General features: G+C 43.1%; 20 protein-coding genes. 4 read left to right on the forward strand and 16 right to left on the reverse strand.

The window, feature by feature from the left end; genetic code table 11:
* Window positions 1-306 precede the first annotated feature (306 nt).
* Both trhO and AC6H3C_RS08705 read left to right on the forward strand, forming a co-directional pair.
* Complete coding sequence (gene trhO, locus AC6H3C_RS08700) at window positions 307-1,401, forward strand: oxygen-dependent tRNA uridine(34) hydroxylase TrhO (protein WP_497520361.1); 1,095 nt, start codon at window positions 307-309, stop codon at window positions 1,399-1,401.
* On the forward strand, window positions 1,394-2,395 hold the full coding sequence (locus AC6H3C_RS08705; protein ID WP_497520362.1) for a tRNA dihydrouridine synthase: 1,002 nt from the start codon (window positions 1,394-1,396) through the stop codon (window positions 2,393-2,395). Before trhO ends, AC6H3C_RS08705 begins: the two co-directional genes overlap by 8 nt.
* Here AC6H3C_RS08705 and AC6H3C_RS08710 read toward each other — a convergent pair.
* A complete protein-coding gene (locus tag AC6H3C_RS08710) occupies window positions 2,392-2,751 on the reverse strand; it encodes a NifB/NifX family molybdenum-iron cluster-binding protein (protein WP_497520363.1) in 360 nt (119 codons plus the stop codon). The genes AC6H3C_RS08705 and AC6H3C_RS08710 overlap by 4 nt on opposite strands.
* 85 nt (window positions 2,752-2,836) lie before the next feature.
* Between AC6H3C_RS08710 and AC6H3C_RS08715 the strand changes: the two genes are divergently transcribed.
* A complete protein-coding gene (locus AC6H3C_RS08715) occupies window positions 2,837-3,391 on the forward strand; it encodes a PepSY-associated TM helix domain-containing protein (protein ID WP_497520364.1) in 555 nt (184 codons plus the stop codon).
* A 12-nt stretch (window positions 3,392-3,403) separates the two neighbouring features.
* Window positions 3,404-3,964 (forward strand): hypothetical protein, encoded by a 561-nt coding sequence (locus tag AC6H3C_RS08720; protein ID WP_497520365.1) that lies wholly within the window; start codon window positions 3,404-3,406, stop codon window positions 3,962-3,964.
* A gap of 92 nt (window positions 3,965-4,056) precedes the next feature.
* Here AC6H3C_RS08720 and AC6H3C_RS08725 read toward each other — a convergent pair whose 3' ends face one another.
* From AC6H3C_RS08725 to AC6H3C_RS08795, 15 genes are all read right to left on the reverse strand, one after another.
* Window positions 4,057-4,506 (reverse strand): methionine-R-sulfoxide reductase, encoded by a 450-nt coding sequence (locus tag AC6H3C_RS08725; protein ID WP_497520366.1) that lies wholly within the window; start codon window positions 4,504-4,506, stop codon window positions 4,057-4,059.
* A 60-nt stretch (window positions 4,507-4,566) separates the two neighbouring features.
* Window positions 4,567-5,214, reverse strand: a complete 648-nt coding sequence (trhA, locus tag AC6H3C_RS08730) for a PAQR family membrane homeostasis protein TrhA (protein ID WP_497520367.1) — start codon at window positions 5,212-5,214, stop codon at window positions 4,567-4,569.
* A gap of 273 nt (window positions 5,215-5,487) precedes the next feature.
* The gene (locus tag AC6H3C_RS08735; protein ID WP_497520368.1) at window positions 5,488-5,994 is read right to left on the reverse strand and encodes a DUF6398 domain-containing protein; all 507 of its coding nucleotides are present in this window, start codon (window positions 5,992-5,994) and stop codon (window positions 5,488-5,490) included.
* Window positions 5,995-6,076: 82 nt separating this feature from the next.
* Window positions 6,077-6,289 carry a hypothetical protein gene (locus tag AC6H3C_RS08740; protein WP_497520369.1) on the reverse strand — a complete coding sequence of 71 codons (213 nt, stop codon included), beginning with the start codon at window positions 6,287-6,289 and terminating at the stop codon, window positions 6,077-6,079.
* The gene (locus AC6H3C_RS08745) at window positions 6,276-8,816 is read right to left on the reverse strand and encodes a GIY-YIG nuclease family protein (RefSeq protein ID WP_497520370.1); all 2,541 of its coding nucleotides are present in this window, start codon (window positions 8,814-8,816) and stop codon (window positions 6,276-6,278) included. The genes AC6H3C_RS08740 and AC6H3C_RS08745 overlap by 14 nt, the downstream gene beginning before the upstream one ends.
* Window positions 8,809-9,045, reverse strand: coding sequence for a hypothetical protein (locus tag AC6H3C_RS08750; RefSeq protein ID WP_497520372.1), 237 nt, complete (start codon window positions 9,043-9,045; stop codon window positions 8,809-8,811). Before AC6H3C_RS08750 ends, AC6H3C_RS08745 begins: the two co-directional genes overlap by 8 nt.
* Complete coding sequence (locus tag AC6H3C_RS08755; RefSeq protein ID WP_497520373.1) at window positions 9,008-9,664, reverse strand: BRO-N domain-containing protein; 657 nt, start codon at window positions 9,662-9,664, stop codon at window positions 9,008-9,010. Before AC6H3C_RS08755 ends, AC6H3C_RS08750 begins: the two co-directional genes overlap by 38 nt.
* Entirely contained in the window at window positions 9,657-11,273 is a 1,617-nt protein-coding gene (locus tag AC6H3C_RS08760) for an Eco57I restriction-modification methylase domain-containing protein (protein ID WP_497520374.1), read from the reverse strand. The genes AC6H3C_RS08755 and AC6H3C_RS08760 overlap by 8 nt, the downstream gene beginning before the upstream one ends.
* Window positions 11,254-11,931 carry a hypothetical protein gene (locus tag AC6H3C_RS08765; protein WP_497520375.1) on the reverse strand — a complete coding sequence of 226 codons (678 nt, stop codon included), beginning with the start codon at window positions 11,929-11,931 and terminating at the stop codon, window positions 11,254-11,256. The genes AC6H3C_RS08760 and AC6H3C_RS08765 overlap by 20 nt, the downstream gene beginning before the upstream one ends.
* A gap of 387 nt (window positions 11,932-12,318) precedes the next feature.
* Window positions 12,319-12,618 carry a hypothetical protein gene (locus AC6H3C_RS08770; RefSeq protein WP_497521298.1) on the reverse strand — a complete coding sequence of 100 codons (300 nt, stop codon included), beginning with the start codon at window positions 12,616-12,618 and terminating at the stop codon, window positions 12,319-12,321.
* A complete protein-coding gene (locus AC6H3C_RS08775; RefSeq protein WP_497520376.1) occupies window positions 12,596-13,894 on the reverse strand; it encodes an outer membrane protein assembly factor BamB family protein in 1,299 nt (432 codons plus the stop codon). Before AC6H3C_RS08775 ends, AC6H3C_RS08770 begins: the two co-directional genes overlap by 23 nt.
* A gap of 77 nt (window positions 13,895-13,971) precedes the next feature.
* The gene (locus tag AC6H3C_RS08780) at window positions 13,972-14,427 is read right to left on the reverse strand and encodes an RrF2 family transcriptional regulator (RefSeq protein WP_497520377.1); all 456 of its coding nucleotides are present in this window, start codon (window positions 14,425-14,427) and stop codon (window positions 13,972-13,974) included.
* Window positions 14,424-15,023 (reverse strand): YceI family protein, encoded by a 600-nt coding sequence (locus AC6H3C_RS08785; protein ID WP_497520378.1) that lies wholly within the window; start codon window positions 15,021-15,023, stop codon window positions 14,424-14,426. The genes AC6H3C_RS08780 and AC6H3C_RS08785 overlap by 4 nt, the downstream gene beginning before the upstream one ends.
* A 67-nt stretch (window positions 15,024-15,090) precedes the next feature.
* Entirely contained in the window at window positions 15,091-15,423 is a 333-nt protein-coding gene (locus tag AC6H3C_RS08790) for a hypothetical protein (RefSeq protein WP_497520380.1), read from the reverse strand.
* Window positions 15,424-15,522: 99 nt separating this feature from the next.
* Window positions 15,523-16,977 carry an aminoacyl-histidine dipeptidase gene (locus AC6H3C_RS08795; protein WP_497520381.1) on the reverse strand — a complete coding sequence of 485 codons (1,455 nt, stop codon included), beginning with the start codon at window positions 16,975-16,977 and terminating at the stop codon, window positions 15,523-15,525.
* Between the last annotated feature and the right edge of the window lie 6 nt (window positions 16,978-16,983).

The following is a 16,983-nucleotide window of genomic DNA, read 5'->3' on the forward strand; positions in this document are numbered from 1 at the left end:
GAAAATAGATATTGGTTTAAAGAGAAAAGGTATCAACTAAAGATTTAATTCTAAAGCATTTAATTTTAAATGCTCCGCTAATATAGCACATATTTCAAAGGTTCGTTAAAAAATCCTTAAAATTTCTTAACGATTGAAAATTTGTTTGCCGGATGGATTTTCTAAAAAACTGGAAATCAAGATTTAAAAATGAAATATATGTTGTAGAATATATTTCCTGTCTATCGATATTTTTATGCTTTTATGTAAAATAATGGCAATTTGAGCAATAAAAAGAACCGGCAGACGATAAAATAATAGGAGATAATGGTCTTTAAATCGGAATATTTATCTTTGCAGGCAAAAGTTTATATGCAACTCTATAACCGATATCATAAAGAAGAGCTGAAAAAGAGGCTGATGGAGGAGGATTTTCAGCGAACGACAATTTCTTTTTATCGATACGTTCGCATAGACGACCCGCAGCGTTTCCGGGATTTGCTTTATCTGGAATGGTCTGCCCTGAATTGTTTTGGGCGAATCTACGTGGCCCGCGAAGGGATTAACGCGCAAATGAGCGTTCCATCCCAATACCTGGATGATTTTCTTGGAAAATTAAATCAACATGGCGAGTTGAAAAATATACCAATAAAATATGCAGTGGAAGATAATGGTAAATCGTTTTACAAGCTAACCATCAAAGTGCGGCCTAAAATTGTGGCCGACGGGCTCGATGATCAGGCTTTTGACGTGACAAATGTCGGACGCCATTTGTCGGCGGCCGAGTTTCATGCATATGTCGGGAATCCGGAGGTGCTTGTCGTGGATATGCGGAACCACTATGAATCGGAGATTGGCCATTTTGACGGCGCTCTATGTCCGCAAGCTGATACTTTTCGTGAAGAGATTGAGTTGGTTGTCAATCAGCTAAGCAATGAAAAAGACCGGAAAATACTACTGTACTGTACGGGTGGAATTCGCTGCGAAAAGGCCAGCGCTTACCTGAAACATCATGGTTTCAGCGATGTCAATCAATTGCATGGCGGAATTATTGAATATGCGCGTCAGGTAAAACAATTAAACCTGAAATCGAAGTTTATCGGTAAGAATTTTGTTTTTGATGAACGGCTGGGAGAGTCAATTAACGGTGAAGTGATTGCTCATTGCCACCAGTGCGGGCAGAAATGCGACACCCATGTGAACTGTGCGAACAAGCTTTGTCATATTCTTTTTATTCAATGTCCGGAATGTGCTGCCAGGTACGAAGGATGTTGCGGCGATGAGTGCAGGGAGGTGTTGCATGCTGCTGAAGAGGACCGTTATTTGCTTGTCCAAACATTTCAGCGTAAGTTTGGCAACCGAAAAGCATTCCGAAAAAGTATAAACCAAAAGTTGAGTTTGATCCGTACAGGCAATGAGTAATTTCTGGTGCGAAATACAAGGTCCGCTGATGGCGCTGGCGCCGATGGAAGACGTAACGGATACTTCTTTCCGTGAATTGGTGGCGCGTCTCTCGGCTCCCGGCTGTTTGCATGTGCTGTTTACCGAGTTTACCGCGGTGGATGGCATGAACCATCCCGTAGGGAAAAAGCGGGTGTCGGAGCGCCTGGTGGTTAGTCCGTCAGAAAAGGAAATCCTGAAACAGAAAAATATTCGGTTGGTAGCTCAGATTTGGGGAAACAAACCGGACGTGTTTCATAAAATTGCCCGCGAATTAACCGAAGAATATGATTTTGACGGTCTGGATATCAATATGGGCTGCCCGGTGAAGAATGTGGTCAAACAAGGTTCATGCAGCGCGCTGATTGATCAGCCCGACCTGGCTAAAGAGATTGTTTTTGCCACAAAAGAGGCCACCTACTTACCGGTTTCGGTAAAAACACGAACCGGCATCCGGAAACATGAAACCGAACGCTGGATTTCTCAATTGCTTGAAACGAAGCCGGCAGCCATTACATTGCACGGGCGTACGCAAAAGCAACAGTCGGACGGGGTGGCCGACTGGGATGAAATCGGGAAAGCCGCCCGTTTGCGCGATCAGCTGGCGCCGGAAGTACCGGTTTTAGGAAACGGCGATATCCTCTCGTATACGCAGGCGATCGAATATACCGATCGTTTCGGCCTCGACGGGATTATGGTCGGCCGCGGCATTTTTCACGATCCCTGGTTTTTTAATAAGCAACCCGGGGAAGCGTCGCCTGAAGAAAAACTGGAGCAGTTGCTTTTCCATACCCGCTTATTTGAACGAAACTGGGGAGGGAAGAAGAATTTCAACATCCTGAAACGTTTTTATAAAATTTATGCCAACGGTTTCTCAGGGGCGTCAGCCATGCGGGCGAAACTGATGGATGCCGCCACATTCGACGATGTCTATCAATTGGTCAATGGCCGATCCGAACGCGGTTTGGCCGGTTAGAGCGAACAATCATGATGTTCGGTGCAAATGGTAAAGCCGGTCTGGTAATCTTTGCGTTTCCATTGCTCCAGCACGTTTGCAATCTCTCCGCTGAAGCCTGCAATTACCTCAATTTCTTGCTCTCTCAATTTTCTGACGGCGCCTTCGCCAATACCCCCGGCCAACAGCAACTTAATCCCTTTGGCTGCCAGTTCTTCGGCCAGGTTCGATTTGCATCCGCACTCTTTTGTCGTTTCTATTTTCTCCGACGAAATCACTTCAAACCGGTCATTTAACTCATAAACCGTGAAAAAATCGCAGTGCCCGAAATGATTGTCAACCATACTTTCTTTGGTTGGAATAGCTATCTTCATCATGCTAAAATTTTATATTTTTATCAAAACAATTGTTCACATATCCGACACAAATATAACGAACAATTGTTCATAAATAAAATACCAAATGAAGTTTAGAAAATTACTAAGGAACCTGCACCGCGACTTTGGATATCTGATTGCCGGAATGGTGCTGATTTATGCTGTTTCGGGGATTGCGCTGAATCATAAAAAAGATTGGAATGCCGATCACATTGTTGTCCGCGAGACGGTGGAGTGGGGAGAACTGGAACTTGCCGGGCTTGACCTGGAGCTGATAAAAAACAAACTGGAACTGTTTAAAAAGATTCCTGTTTATAAGAAACACTATGTGGGGAACGACGGGGCGTTAAAGATTTTTGTGGAAAACGGGATGGTGGTTTATCGTCCGTCGGATGGTTATGCCGAAATGGAGTTACTGGAAAAACGCCCCTTGTTTTACCACATCAACAAACTGCACAAAGTAGCAACTACGCGTATTTGGGTGTGGGTTTCGGATATTCTGGCGGTCGTTCTGGTATTTGTGGCAGTGTCGGGTTTATTTTTACTGAAGGGAAAATACGGCATCACCGGTCGCGGTTGGTGGCTGACTTTACTGGGTTTTTTAATTCCGGGAATTTTCTTATTTTTTTACATCATATAAAATCAGCTAACAATGAAAAAAATATCCTTGATCGTGCTTGTATTTGCTGCCTTATCGGCCTGTCAGTACACGGCCAAAAAACAAATTGTTATCGAAGAAGTCTTCCTGATGACGGTGGATCAGGTTCAGGAATCGGGAAGTGATTTCGTTGGAAAAACCGTAGCGGTAACCGGAATCGTGTCTCATGTATGTCAGCATGGCGGAGGCCGTTGCTTTTTGATGGGAAGTACCGAAGATATCACCCTCCGTGTTGAAGCCGGTGGTTCTGTCAACTCATTCACACAGGAACAAATGGGCAGCAAACTGGTTGTAACCGGTATTTTGGATGAAATACGCATTGATGAAGACTACCTGCAAAAGCAAGAAGCTGACATCCTGGCTGAACAATCAGAAAACGGCGATCATGTTTTGGGGCACGATGGCGGCGGTAATCACGAGATAGACGGCGGCAACCACCAAAGCGATCAAATGCAAAAAATCGCTGATTTACGGAAGCAAGTCGAACAGCGTAAAAAGGGTTACTTGTCGGTTTTCTTTCTGAGAGCCGAAAGCATGGAAGAAGCAGACGAATAGAAAAGGTTTTTATGGTGATACGGGAGTTTCAGTTTCTGATCGTTTTTTGTTGCAGCGAGTGATCTCCCGTTTCCGTACATACCGTTTGGATGTTACTTTGGCGCTTCCGGTAAAAAATCGATGGATACCGAATTAACACAGTGTCGCGTATTTTTTTGGGTAAACCCTTCATTGTAAAAAACATGGCCGAGATGACCGCCGCAGTTGGCGCAGGTGATCTCTGTCCGTCGTCCGTCGGCATCCACCGATTTGCGAACAGCGCCCTCCATTTCGTCGTCAAAACTGGGCCAGCCGCATCCGGCGTCAAACTTATCCGACGACTTGTATAGCGGGGCATTGCAGCGTTTGCAAACATAAGTTCCGGTGTCGGCATGGAGGTAATACTTCCCCGTAAACGGCGGTTCTGTGCCCTTGCGGAGGATCACGTATTCTTCAAATTCGTTTAAACGGTTGTAGTTCATACTTTCATCTGCTTTATGTGTTTTTTGGCCGCAGGCGCTCAGGCTGAAAATGGTCAGCCCAATCCAAACCAATTGTTTCATCGCTTTTTTCTATTAGGACAATTGATCGGGCTTTTTTGTTTTCGGGCCGCATTGAAAAGATCAGATGGGCAGCAGGAAAAGAACAGCAAAGAAATGACAAACAGAACCGCCTAAAATAAACAGGTGAAAAATCAGGTGGAAAAACGGAATGTGATGATGCAGGTAAAAAGCGACACCACAGGTATAACTGATGCCACCTGCAAGAAAAAACCAGAGGGAGGTGCCGGGAACATTGCGGACCACCGGAACAATAGCCAGAATGACCAGCCAGCCCATGGCTACATACAGGTAAGTTGACAGGTTACGCCAGCGGGGCGAGTAAAACCAGATTTTGTAAATAACGCCTGCAATGGCCAGGGTCCAGATTGATCCGAAAATAGTCCAGCCAACCCAGCCGCGAAGCGAAATCAGGGAAAGCGGGGTATAGGAGCCGGCAATCAGAATGTAGATGGCCGAGTGGTCGAACTTATTCAGTTTGGCTTTAAGCCGCGGCTTTTTTACGCCATGATAAAGGGTGGACGCCAGGTACAGCAAAATCATGCTGGCCCCGAAAACAGAAAAACTCACGATGTGCCACACGGTTCCGTAAAGGACTCCAAATACAACCAGCAGGACAACGCCGGCCACAGCCAGGGCGATCCCGATTCCGTGCGAAATGCTGTTTGCAATTTCTTCTGCCTTCTTCAGTTTTAGTCGCTTTAATCTCATCTTTTTGTAAGAACAAATAAGCCGGATGCCAGATCAATTTGTCTGCAAAGTTACAGAAACATTCAGAAGAATTGTTTGGGATAACCGTAAGAATATATTTTCCGGTATACGAAAAACCACTTAATATCTAAAAAAGGCGTTTAGCAACAGAGTAAAAAAACTTACTTTTTTGCATTGATTTAAAGCGCGAAGCACGCGTACGTTCAGTGGTGCGAAAGACTCTCCCCGTCAGTAGTCACTGGCGGGGCAGTCTACTCGATTAGCAGCTGGCAATTATTCATCTCTATTTGTGTGAAATTCTATATCTTCTCCTCTTGCTCTAGCATCTCTGACCATTTGTTGCAAATCATCAGGCAAAGTATCAATCGGCACAATAAATCCATCAACCATAACCATCTTGTTAAAAGGATTTGATTCAGTCATCCTTTGTGTAGAAAACTCTGGACTAAAATGCCACATATCAAACATATCTTTTATCTCACGTGCTTTGTTTGATACTGTTGAATTTTTTGTTCCAAAATAATCACTAATCTGGTCAGCAGTCATATATGGTTCAAATGATTTATCAAACAAGAAGTTTATTGACCCGATAGCATAAACAATAGCTGCTGCCCAAATCTCAAGTTTACCTCTCTGAAAGGGAACATCTCTTTTTCTTCCAAGCTTTTTAATAAGCTTTTCACATAACTGATAATAGTCATCATCTAATTTTTGAGCGCAAAAGGCTCCTGTCATTTCAAGAAGTTTCTCCTCTTTTTGCTTTATTTCTTGTTTAGTCATAATGTCGTTGCTCAATCGGAATTTTCTTTATTTTCTCAATATTATCGATAATTTTTTGAAGTGTGAATTTCAATTTTTCTTTTTACGGAGGATTTCCCCAAAACAAATCGTCTAATTTCGAATCCTCCACTTGCATTATTTCTCTGGTTAGTTTCTCTGCTTTGTCAATGTATTCGGTCTCATTTTTACAATCACTTGATAATAAACCAAAATGCAAAGTCAACTCATGTGTTAATTTCTCTGCCTCTATTAAAATTCCATCGTAAGATTCCTTTGATAAATCATCTGTATCCATATGCAGTATGTTTTTCTTTACGACTTAAAACCGTGTCATAAAGGCCAACTTCTTCACCTTCATGCTTATTAATCCCAATATACTCCAAACTCGAATCTTCGTAACGTTTGAATTTGTATACCGCATCATTCATTAATGCAGAATTGAAAACGCCAAGACTTACCAATAGCTCAAAGTCTCTAACTGTTAAGCCCGTTACTTTCTTAAAAAGACCTGGCTCCAATTGAGTAATCACATCTTTCAAACTTCTTTCACGGTAGTCAGTCAAGTACATAAACACTGGAATACGGGTAGCAAACTTGATTAGTTTGTCCTGTATTTGCTTTCTAAGGCTTTTGTATTCTTTCTCCTGCTCAGTTAATTCTTGTTTTTGCTTTTTAGTAAGTTCCTTGTCGTTAGCTTCTTTCTTAGCTTTTTTAACCGCTTCCGATTTATTGATAATTGTTTCAATATCCTGATTTAAATTTCTAAAGCCTTCAATGCTCATTAGAGCTTTCATTGCTTCCTCATTAGCCATCAATCGGGCAAGCGTATTGTTGTCTACATTTACGAGCAATGCACTTTCCCAACGTCTTGCCAAGAGCGTTGCAGTTGTGCCACTCATTGCCATATCTAAAATTCCTGCGGCATCCACTTGCTTCATTGAACTGCCGTCATAAGCCAATACTGGCAGGAAGTTTATAAACTCTGCAACCTTCGCTTCTGGGTTTGATCCGTTTACATTCAAACGACAACTATAATCGGCTATTTGCCGTAATGCCCGGTCGGGAGCAAAGTCGAAAACGTAACATTCTTCTTTTAGGATTTCTTCTTTATTAGGAGATTTGCTATCGGGATTTTTAATTACCCAAGGTGTTTGCACTCTAAATGCGGCTTGAAAATAGGTTTCAGGACTGGAAGAATTACGAAGCATAAAAATTCCTGTCCAAGGCTTAACAGAAACGCCTGTGGTGAGTTTACCACATGATAGCGTTATGGTTTTAGATTCTAACGGATTATCGGTCATTGCATCCAGCACAGGTGGCAATGCTTCTATGCCAATACCTGCTTGCGTTCCTGCGGCAACCACCACTTTGTAATCGTGGTAAAATGTATTTTGCCTTCTTTCAAGCAACAACGCCATTGCGTTACATGCTGCTACTGTGGGCAAAAACCAAAAGGTATGATTCAACACTTTGAGCAATGGAGCGTGTGAAAATGGCAACGGCGGTTTTTTTGCTCCCATTTTCAAATGGTCAACGGTGGTTTCGCTGAACGAACCCCGTATTAAATCTAACCATTTTTGTACTTCATCTTCATATTCGAAACGGGCTTTTCGGCCTTCGCCTTCGGCTGAAAAGAATATGTTTAAATCAAATCCGTCAAACTCGCCTTGCATAGCAATTTGGCGAATGGAGTCGGGCAATTGATACGTAAGCATTACCATTCTTGGCAAGGCAGCATACGGATTATTTTCGCCTGTCCAATTCTCTTTGGCTCGCTGTTCATCTGAATACGTCCAATTGAAAATTTGTTCTTCGATAAACTCGCCCGAACTAATTGCCCGAAATGGAGTGCCCGACAAATACAAATAGTGATTGGTGCTGATTGGGATAATTTTCTCTAAGTGTTCTACTTTGTCTTCTTCAGCAAATCCTTCTTTTTCTATCTTTTTGTATTCCTCAATTTCTTTTTCGGCCTCTAAATCCTTGCCGAATAAATCTTTGGCATTTTCTCGCCAAGATCCAAAATGATACTCGTCGAAAATTATACAATCCCAAACGGTGGCGTGTACCCATTCGTTTTTGGCTTTTATTCCGCCAGTATTGGTGTTCTTTCCTAAATAATCCTGAAACGAACCAAAGCAAACCAAAGGTTTTTTCAGGTCAATATCTTGGCTCGATAATTCAACTGCGTGTTTGGAAATGAATTGCCAACCTTTAAAATCTACGTGAGATTGTAAATCTTCTTTCCAGGCATCTTCAACGGCTGGCTTGAAGGTAAGCACCAACACTTTTTTCCACCCCATTCTTTTTGCCAATTGATAACTGGCAAATGTTTTACCAAAACGCATTTTGGCATTCCATAAAAAATGGGGCGTTCTGTCTTTATTCTCTTTTTTGAAACTCTTGAAATAAGTAATGGTTTTGTTAACGGCTGCGTCCTGTTCGGGTCGCATACCAAAAGTGAGGACACGATTCTCTTCTATACGTTCGCCTGTTTTTATTTCCCAAATGGCTTTACGTAAATCGTTTAGGGTGCATTTGAACCATTCGCCTTCGGGATTGGCAAAGCCTTGTTTGCGTAAATGACGGTGAATATCGTGGTCGGTAAAAGAACTGCCGTCGCGATTCATGGCCGATTCTTCAAATACAATTTTGTATTGAATGGCAGCCGTTCCCAACTGCTCTTTGATACGTGTTTGTGCATCACGGTCGGTATAGCCGATTTTGAGCAACCCCTTGTGCGTATCAACACCAACCAATTCATAAGCATAAATGGTGGGGTTGGTAGAAGGTCGAGGTGGGAAAAATTCTTTTTTAGTCATGCTTCTTGTTTTTAGGCTTTTCGATGCCCAATGCAACTTTAGCGTTTAAGGGGCTTACTACTTTTTTCCCTGTTTTCGATTCCAATTCTTTAAGAGCTACTTTGGCTACATTGCCACCTTGCCTGGCTACTTTTTTACTTTCTTCAAAATCTTTTGGGTTTGTAGCTGCCGAAATATCTTTTGTCGAAGCCTCAGCCAACATATTCAATATGAGTTCGGTATTGGTCATATTGTCTCGCAGGTTTTCTTTTTTCAAACCCTTTAAAAACCGTGTATTCTTTGGTGGTTTTACCTGCCCAAGCCTTGGTTATAATATCCGTAAGTGTTGCAAATTGCTGTCCTTCTTTCAAACCTCGGTTTTTCCATTCGTTAGTAAGCTCTTTGCGGATTTCTATACTTTTTAGCCGCTGATTGATCCAGTTTTCTGAATAGCCGAGTTTCAAATATTGCTCCAAAGCTCTGTCAATGCTGAGTTCAGGGTCTTGCATCTCGTCTAATCGTTCGGACGCTACTTGTGCCAGCCAAAGTTTAAAGGGTTCTGCTTTTGGCGAGGGGATTGATTGAATAAGCCGGAACAATTGCTCTGTATCAGCCACATCGGTCATACGCATTTTACCATCTTCGGCTTCCATCTTCAACTGGTTACAATTTGTAACCGTTTCATTGCCTTCTTTTAAAAGCCTGTGCTTCATCACTTTCCAGTAATTTCGTGCACCCTGGTAATTTACCTGCTCTGTAAGAATGGCAATCACATCAACAATTGAAACGTACCACTTCTCTTGGTCCGCATCCCAAACAGTTCGCACCTGTTTGTCTTCAAAAATTTGTATAGCTTCTTTTTTACTCATCTACTTCAGCATTTTGTGATAAATCCATTGGACGTATCATTGAATCAATGAATGCGATTTCATCTTCTGATAAGCCATATTTCTTATAAAGTTTTTCGTCTGACCAAGGTTCTGAGAAGTTCTGGAGTGGAACAAACTCGTAAACTCCACGTCTAGCTTCTTGAGTGATTTTTTTTAAAGAAACCATGAAGTGGAAAAATTTGGTTTCAATATATGAGAGGACATTTTCTAAAGTCTGTCTAGATTTAAAAGGTCCAATCACAAGGTAGGTTTCACTCGTACAAGAGGGATTTTTTGGCACAAAAGGTCTGATAACATCTGTTTTACTATCGCCAGTTCCAATTGCTTTCGCCACAAATAACTTATGTTCATTTAACCAATCTGAGTTCTTTTGTACATATTTCTTGTCAATATAACCAACGCCATCTTTTCTCCAGCCATTATAGTAAAATTTGACACTTCCTTCGAAATAACTGAGTTTAAATTGAGGTTTAACTCGTTTCATACTTCCTTCAACCCTAACATCAAATCCAAAAGGGTCATTTGCGCTGATAAAATCTGAAAAACTCTTCTCTTTCTTTGTTTGAACCTTCTTCAATATAGGAACTGCTTCATTGTATCGAATAAACGTTGAAGCCCCATCTTCAAGTAATGCACGTTCAGTTTCAGATGTGATTTTATTTCCAGAATGAGTACAGACTTTACAAAGACCTTTATTATCCCTGTCCCATAAAAAATAGTTTACACCACCTTTTATTTCAACACCTGGAAAACAATCTCTTGCATCTTGAAAATCATGAATTATTCTTAATCTTTTATCTTGTAGCATCTTTTCCCTAAACTCAGTAAGTTCGCCAACCCTTCCACCAGCAAACCATCTGGCTGGAATAATCATAGATATATATCTAGGGTTTAGCTTTATTGCTTGCTCAACAAATTTATGGTAGATAGGTTTTGCACTAGCACCATGTCCACCATCACTCAATTGATAAGGAGGATTTCCAACGATAACGTCAAATTTCATTTCGGTATCTTTTATTTTTTTATTGTGAAATGGATTCTGCATTGCAGAATTCATATTGAATATTTTTCTAGGTTTGTCTATGTGAATAAAATTGTAAGCGTAGGTTTCCAAGTCATCTTCACGATCGTACACTTCTTGACTTGCTCCGCAATAGGTACACTTGCCGCTTTGCCAAGTGTGTTTCATTCGTTTGTAACGAATGTTTCCTTGCTCGTCATCAAAAGTCTCGCAAATGGAGTATTTGCCATTGGCCGTTTTGGAGCAATACACGCTTCTGCGGCTGAGTAAACTAGTGAGTTCGGTAATGGCAATACCATAGAGTTGTTTACTAAAAATGTGGTTTATGCGTTGTTGCTTGTCGGGTATTTGGGTTTCTAAACCTTTCATCAGTCGCTTTGCCATTTCACGTAAAAACACGCCACTTTTAGAAACAGGGTCTAAAAACCTGGCGTTTGGGTTGCTCCACAATTCGGCAGGGAGCGAATCTAAAATATCGTTCACCAAATTGGGTGGAGTAAATACTTCGTCATTGCTCAAATTAGCGAGGCAGGAGAGTACATCGGGGTTATAGTTGGTTTGCATCATCTTCACCAAGTTTTAAGAAATGAATAATCGGAAAATCCTTTACAGGTTCGTCAATGGAAGCAGCATTACCTTCATCGTTAAACAGCGAGAACTGGTGCGTTTTCTCTACCAAAAATTTAAACATATAATCTCTGCGTTTGAGCATAGAGCCGTTTACGGCACTCCATTCAGAAAATACAATAGGTTGTTTGGTTTGAGGATTGGTAAAGTCCAACGCATCACCCCAAAGTATGTTTCTGCTCAATAAAAACCGAACAGAACGAATACATTCATTTTTAGCTTGTTTGAATACTTTAGAATACCAATCGGTGTAAATGCCAAGCAATCTGTCTCGGCATTCCTGCGCATTATCTTCTAAAATGTCCACTCCGTAAATGCTCGATACAGCTATTACAGAATAGCGTTCCCATTCAACTTGGCTTTTTCTATATCGGCTGTCAACCACCGCCAATTTTCTTCTCAATACTTCGGCTAAAAAATTTCCATTCCCGCAGGCAGGTTCAAGAAACCGAGAGTCAATCCGTTCAGTTTCGTGTTTTACCAAATCAAGCATAGCATTTACTTCACGTTGGTTTGTAAAAACTTCACCATGGTTGGCGACCCTTTTTTTTGATTTTACTTGTTTGTTCTCAGTTATATCGTCTTTTAGATCAGTCATATTATAAATCACTATCAATAATCAATACGCTACAAATGTATCAATTTCCTACGGTGCGTCGGCAAGTAAACAACTCTTTATCCGCAATCAAACGCGGAGTCTTTCGGTTTTTTCCTTTCGCGTCAAATCAACCAACCGGCCGGAATTTTCCGGTTTCGCTCTCCAAATTACAAAACTTGACGTAATAAATTTTACTGATTGGCTAATTTGGAATCAATTTAAAAACCATGCGATTGAAGGGCGCCATCCCGTCCGGCAGTTGCCTGATTGTCCGGGGCTACTGATATTTCACCCTGTCGGGGAGTTGGCTCCGGAGATTTGGATCATTGGTCATTGGTCATTGGTCATTGGGTCATTGGTCATTGGTCATTGGTCATTGGTCATTGGTCATTGGTCATTGGTCATTGGGTCATTAGGCATTGGATAATTGGTTATTGCGGCTTGTTCTCTGCGAACTTTGCGCTTCCTGGCGTTCTCTGCGTTAAAAAAGTACCTGAGTGCCTGAGTGACAAAGCGCCAAAGTAAAACTGCATCTGTATTCCGTTCTCCTGTCTTCGTTCTCCCGCCTTCGTTAATTGTCCTTGCTCTTTGCCCCATGCCCCATGCCCCATGCGAATTCCAGTCGTCGTACGCAGGGACCCGTTCGGCGGCTGTTTCTCTGATTTTACTGAACTTTAGGTAAATCAATCCGGTAAAGAAACTTGTCGCTCCGCATGATCAGCGAATTGCGTAAAATGGCAGGAGTCGCTTTAAACGTGCCTTCCAGTTTATTTTGGGCAACGATTTCGTGTGTAGCAGAAGCTTTTATGATGGTTGTTTCGCCGTTGGTATTGGTAAAATGCAGATTTCCTGCCGCGTAAACGGGCGAAATATTGAAATGTCCTTTCAGTTTCTCCTCCCAGTATATCTGTCCGTTTCCGGGATTCAGGCAAGTGAGGTTGCCACGTTCATCGATCATAAACAGCAGACTGTCTGCAATGATCGGGGTGGAAGTTTGCGGCACATGCAGATCGGTTTGCCACACGATATGACTATCGGTAACATTTCCTTTTCCGGTAGGATCAACTGCAAAAAGCCGGGCGAAATACGGAGCGCCTTGCGAAAGTACCCAGCCCGAATTGACCAGGACCAGACCATTGTAAAAAAGAGGCATACTTACAGCCGAGTCTTCGCCGTAGTAAACGCGCCAGTTTTCTTCGCCCGTGTTCGGATCGTATGAAATGGCATACAACGAGCGGTTGGTGATCAACTGGTCTTTCCCGTCAATCGTTATGACAACCGGTGTTTGGTATGATTTTCGGTAAACAGGCGCAACTTCTTCATAAACTTCCGGGTCGGGACAGCCAACCTGCCAGACCATTTCACCCGTATGTTTGTTCAGGGCGTATATGTTTTGAACGTCGGTTCCTTCGAGGTGGACAATCAGTAAATCGTTGTATAAAACCAGCGAAGATGCCGGTCCCTGTAAATGATCACAATTCAGGTCGGTGCGGCTCCAAACGGTTTTAAAACTTTTGGTATCGATACAGGCTGTTCCGAATGTTCCGTAATGAACGTATACAAAGCCGTTTTCGATGCAGGGAGTTGGCGTAGCATAACTGTTTGTCGCATGGATACGCTGGGCCGAATCGGTATGAAACAGTTCGAGCTCTTTGATCAGCTTTCCGCTTTCGAAGTCAACACAAAACGCCGAAAACCAGCTTCCCTCATGGTCGGCGCTTGTCAGCCATATTTGATTGCCAAACACCACCGGCGACGACCATCCCAGTCCGCGAATGGCTGTTTTCCAGCTGATGTGATCGGTTTCGCTCCACTTTACCGGCGCTTGTTTACTGGCAGAAATGCCGTTGAGCTGGCTTCCGCGCAAATGAGTCCAGTTTTCAGATTGACCTGTACATGAAAAAAATAAAAATATGAAAGGCAAAAAAGCCGCGAACAGGGGAGGGTTGACAGTTATTCTCACGTTAGTTGTTTTTAGGGAATCGTTTACCTGCCGAATATACGAAGAATCGGCCTGAAAACATTCAGGGGGCGGAAATCTTACCCAAGGTTGGAAGAAGATAAATCCGAAAGAATTTTTTTATCAGCAGACGGGGCATCGTTCAGCAGGTCCTGGAGGGTGACACTGTTAAAATAATCGAAAATGAGGTTATTTAATTTGCTCCAAAAACCGATGGTCCGGCAAACATCTTTCATGGGGCAAGGCACTAATGCCGACAAACAATCGATAACACAAATGCCCGGTTCAAAAGCGTTATGGATATCCAGCATGGAAATTTCGGAAGCTTTACGGGTCAGGATATATCCGCTTTTTTTTCCGCGGACATTGATAATCAGGCCTTCCGATTTTAAGGCATGAATAATCTGATCGAGATATTTCACCGAAATCTGTTGACGTTCGGCAATATCTTTTTGAAGTACGCCACTTTGTGTTGTGTCTGATGCAATTTCGAGCATCGCACGTATACCATACCGGGTTTTAGTGCTAAACTTCAATTTTTGGTTTCTTTTTTTTCTGTTGAGAATAAGATTTTAAAGCTAATAAATACTTCGTTCCCAACCTTAACAATTCCTAAAAATTTTCGGGGAGGTTCAATGCCAAAGTCGGTGAGCAAAACGTCCATTTCGCCGTTCAGCCGCCATTGATCCTGATAACACTTTTCAATTTCGGAAGTACAGGTGTAGGTATTCGTGATGCCGTTCATGGTTACCCGGATTTCATGTTTCAGGTCCGATTCGTTCATCAGTTTACCGGTAATGTTTTCGGCCATCGAGATATTAATGGTCGGATGCTGGCGGGCATTAATCAAATCCAGGAAATCATCCAGCATTGTTTTTGATTCGGCCTTAATTTTTCGTGCCGGTATGGCTATTTTTAAATTTCTATCCGAAAATCCGCGTGTATCCGGGATGGGGGTATAATGATCTTCACGGTAAGAAAGCTGGAACTGGTTCACATTGGTTGTCCCTTTAATGATGACCTGGTCGAACAGGTAGCGTTCGATCCGGCCTTCGCCCGAAGGAACTGCGCCATTGAGATCAGGAATTCTCATCAGCAAAAGTAAAATCAGGAAGATCAACCTCGTGTTCATTTGTTCAGCAAAAAGAAGGAAGAAAGGCTATCCGGCCATCGCCGGACAACCTTTCAGTTAAAATGAGTTAAAATGAAATTGCGGCTTCGAGAACGAACCCGTTGAATTTTCCGCCGTTAATTGCTCCGTGGGCAGGGCCGCTGTACTTTTGGTTTACATAGTCGAGTTTCACCAAAACATGCTTCACCATGTTCCATCCGCCACCGATGTTGGTGCGGGTAACTTTAGAGCCATCATTGTTCGATACCTTATTTAACCGGGTACCGAGGTAGAAACTGCCGACCGGATAAATGGCCTGTATTGCGGTTTGGGTGAAATGCTGATCGTTTTCAGCTCTCACGCCTTTCATGTCTTCGTAAATTCCGAACAATTCCAATCCTCCAAATGATAAAGGATACAAACGGGATAATTTGTATTTAGACTGATTTTATTATCCTATCAACAAAGTAGGATAATGGCTGAAAATGAGCAGATCAGATGGAAACGGGTCGTAGAAAAATCAGGAAATATTTTTTAAAATATCGGTCAGGTGCAGCCAAAATTTGCCGACGGTATCTATCTGAATGCGTTCGTCGGGCGAATGGGCATTCCGGATCGTTGGGCCAAAGGAGACCATATCCAGTTCCGGGTATTTTTCGAGAAAAAGGCCGCATTCCAGTCCGGCATGAATTGAGCGGACGATCGGATCCTTGCCAAACAACCGTTTATACGATTCGGCAGAGATCCGCAACAGGTGGCTGTTGGGGTTGGGGGTCCAGCCCGGGTAGCCGTCGGAGTTTTTTACCTCGGCGCCGGCCAGCTCAAAAACCGAGCGTACCATCTCCGACGCAAAATATTTACGGCTTTCAATTTCGCTGCGCTGGCTGGTGGTAACCAGCACCCGGTTGTCGTCGATAAATTTAACTGAAGCCATGTTGGTCGAGGTTTCCACCATATCTTTCATGCGGGTACTCATTTCCAGCACGCCGTGCGGACAGGCATAGAGCATGTTCAGTAAATTTTCCTGACTGGCCTGGGTCAGTACTTTTTCGGGCAAAATTGTGGAGCTGTGGTCGAGTACCAGGTTGGGCTCGGTCCGTTCGTATTCAAATTCCACGTCACCCGAAAACATGTTCAGTTCGGCCACCAGTTGTTCTTTCTGAACATGGGGAACGATAACTACTGCGTAGGCTTCGCGGGCGATGGCGTTACGCAGGTTGCCCCCGTTAAAGTCGGCCAGGCGAACTCCGAACTTCCGGATGGCCTGCCAGAGAAAGCGGGCCAGAATTTTATTGGCGTTTCCGCGTCCTTTATTGATATCGTCTCCCGAATGGCCGCCCCACAGTCCGCGGACCATAATTCTCAGGGCAAACGAATTTCCGGGGACGGGTTCTTTTTCGACTTCCAGCTCGCCTAAGGTATCGATACCGCCTGCGCAGCCAATAAACAATTCACCCTCGTCTTCCGAATCCAGGTTAATCAGGATTTTGCCGGAAAAGAAGCCCGGTTTAAGGGCAAAAGCGCCGCTCAGCCCTGTTTCTTCGTCCACGGTAAACAAACATTCAACTGGTCCGTGTTCCAGTTCGTTTGCCGATAGCACTGCCAGTTGTGCGGCAATACCAATCCCGTTGTCGGAGCCGAGGGTGGTTCCGTCGGCCTTTACCCAGTCGCCGTCAATTACCGGAACAATGGGATCGGTGTCAAAATTGAAGTTTTTGTCGCTGTTTTTTTCACACACCATATCGAGGTGCGATTGCAGTACAACGACCGGTTTGTTTTCGTATCCGGGAGTTGCCGGTTTGCAGATCAGCACGTTTCCTGCTTCGTCCGTCTTATTTTTCAGTCCGTATTTTGCCGCAAAATCGAGCAGAAATTGCCTGATTTTACCTTCTTTCTTCGACGGGCGAGGAACCTGGCAAATAGCTTCAAAATAATTCCAAAGTGGTTGTGGCTGCAGCTTTTCCAATTTTCCCATGATGTC

This window comes from Gaoshiqia sp. US2 (assembly GCF_059705485.1).

Bases quoted from the DNA above. Each gene is read 5' to 3' on its own strand.
- trhO (WP_497520361.1), top strand. From the start codon at position 307: ATGGTCTTTAAATCGGAATATTTATCTTTGCAGGCAAAAGTTTATATG.
- AC6H3C_RS08745 (WP_497520370.1), bottom strand. From the start codon at position 8,816: ATGACTAAAAAAGAATTTTTCCCACCTCGACCTTCTACCAACCCCACC.
- AC6H3C_RS08755 (WP_497520373.1), bottom strand. From the start codon at position 9,664: ATGAGTAAAAAAGAAGCTATACAAATTTTTGAAGACAAACAGGTGCGA.
- AC6H3C_RS08705 (WP_497520362.1), top strand. From the start codon at position 1,394: ATGAGTAATTTCTGGTGCGAAATACAAGGTCCGCTGATGGCGCTGGCG.
- AC6H3C_RS08710 (WP_497520363.1), bottom strand. From the start codon at position 2,751: ATGATGAAGATAGCTATTCCAACCAAAGAAAGTATGGTTGACAATCAT.
- AC6H3C_RS08725 (WP_497520366.1), bottom strand. From the start codon at position 4,506: ATGAAACAATTGGTTTGGATTGGGCTGACCATTTTCAGCCTGAGCGCC.
- AC6H3C_RS08760 (WP_497520374.1), bottom strand. From the start codon at position 11,273: ATGATGCAAACCAACTATAACCCCGATGTACTCTCCTGCCTCGCTAAT.
- AC6H3C_RS08735 (WP_497520368.1), bottom strand. From the start codon at position 5,994: ATGACTAAACAAGAAATAAAGCAAAAAGAGGAGAAACTTCTTGAAATG.
- AC6H3C_RS08765 (WP_497520375.1), bottom strand. From the start codon at position 11,931: ATGACTGATCTAAAAGACGATATAACTGAGAACAAACAAGTAAAATCA.
- trhA (WP_497520367.1), bottom strand. From the start codon at position 5,214: ATGAGATTAAAGCGACTAAAACTGAAGAAGGCAGAAGAAATTGCAAAC.
- AC6H3C_RS08750 (WP_497520372.1), bottom strand. From the start codon at position 9,045: ATGACCAATACCGAACTCATATTGAATATGTTGGCTGAGGCTTCGACA.
- AC6H3C_RS08795 (WP_497520381.1), bottom strand. From the start codon at position 16,977: ATGGGAAAATTGGAAAAGCTGCAGCCACAACCACTTTGGAATTATTTT.
- AC6H3C_RS08785 (WP_497520378.1), bottom strand. From the start codon at position 15,023: ATGAACACGAGGTTGATCTTCCTGATTTTACTTTTGCTGATGAGAATT.
- AC6H3C_RS08740 (WP_497520369.1), bottom strand. From the start codon at position 6,289: ATGGATACAGATGATTTATCAAAGGAATCTTACGATGGAATTTTAATA.
- AC6H3C_RS08720 (WP_497520365.1), top strand. From the start codon at position 3,404: ATGAAAAAAATATCCTTGATCGTGCTTGTATTTGCTGCCTTATCGGCC.
- AC6H3C_RS08715 (WP_497520364.1), top strand. From the start codon at position 2,837: ATGAAGTTTAGAAAATTACTAAGGAACCTGCACCGCGACTTTGGATAT.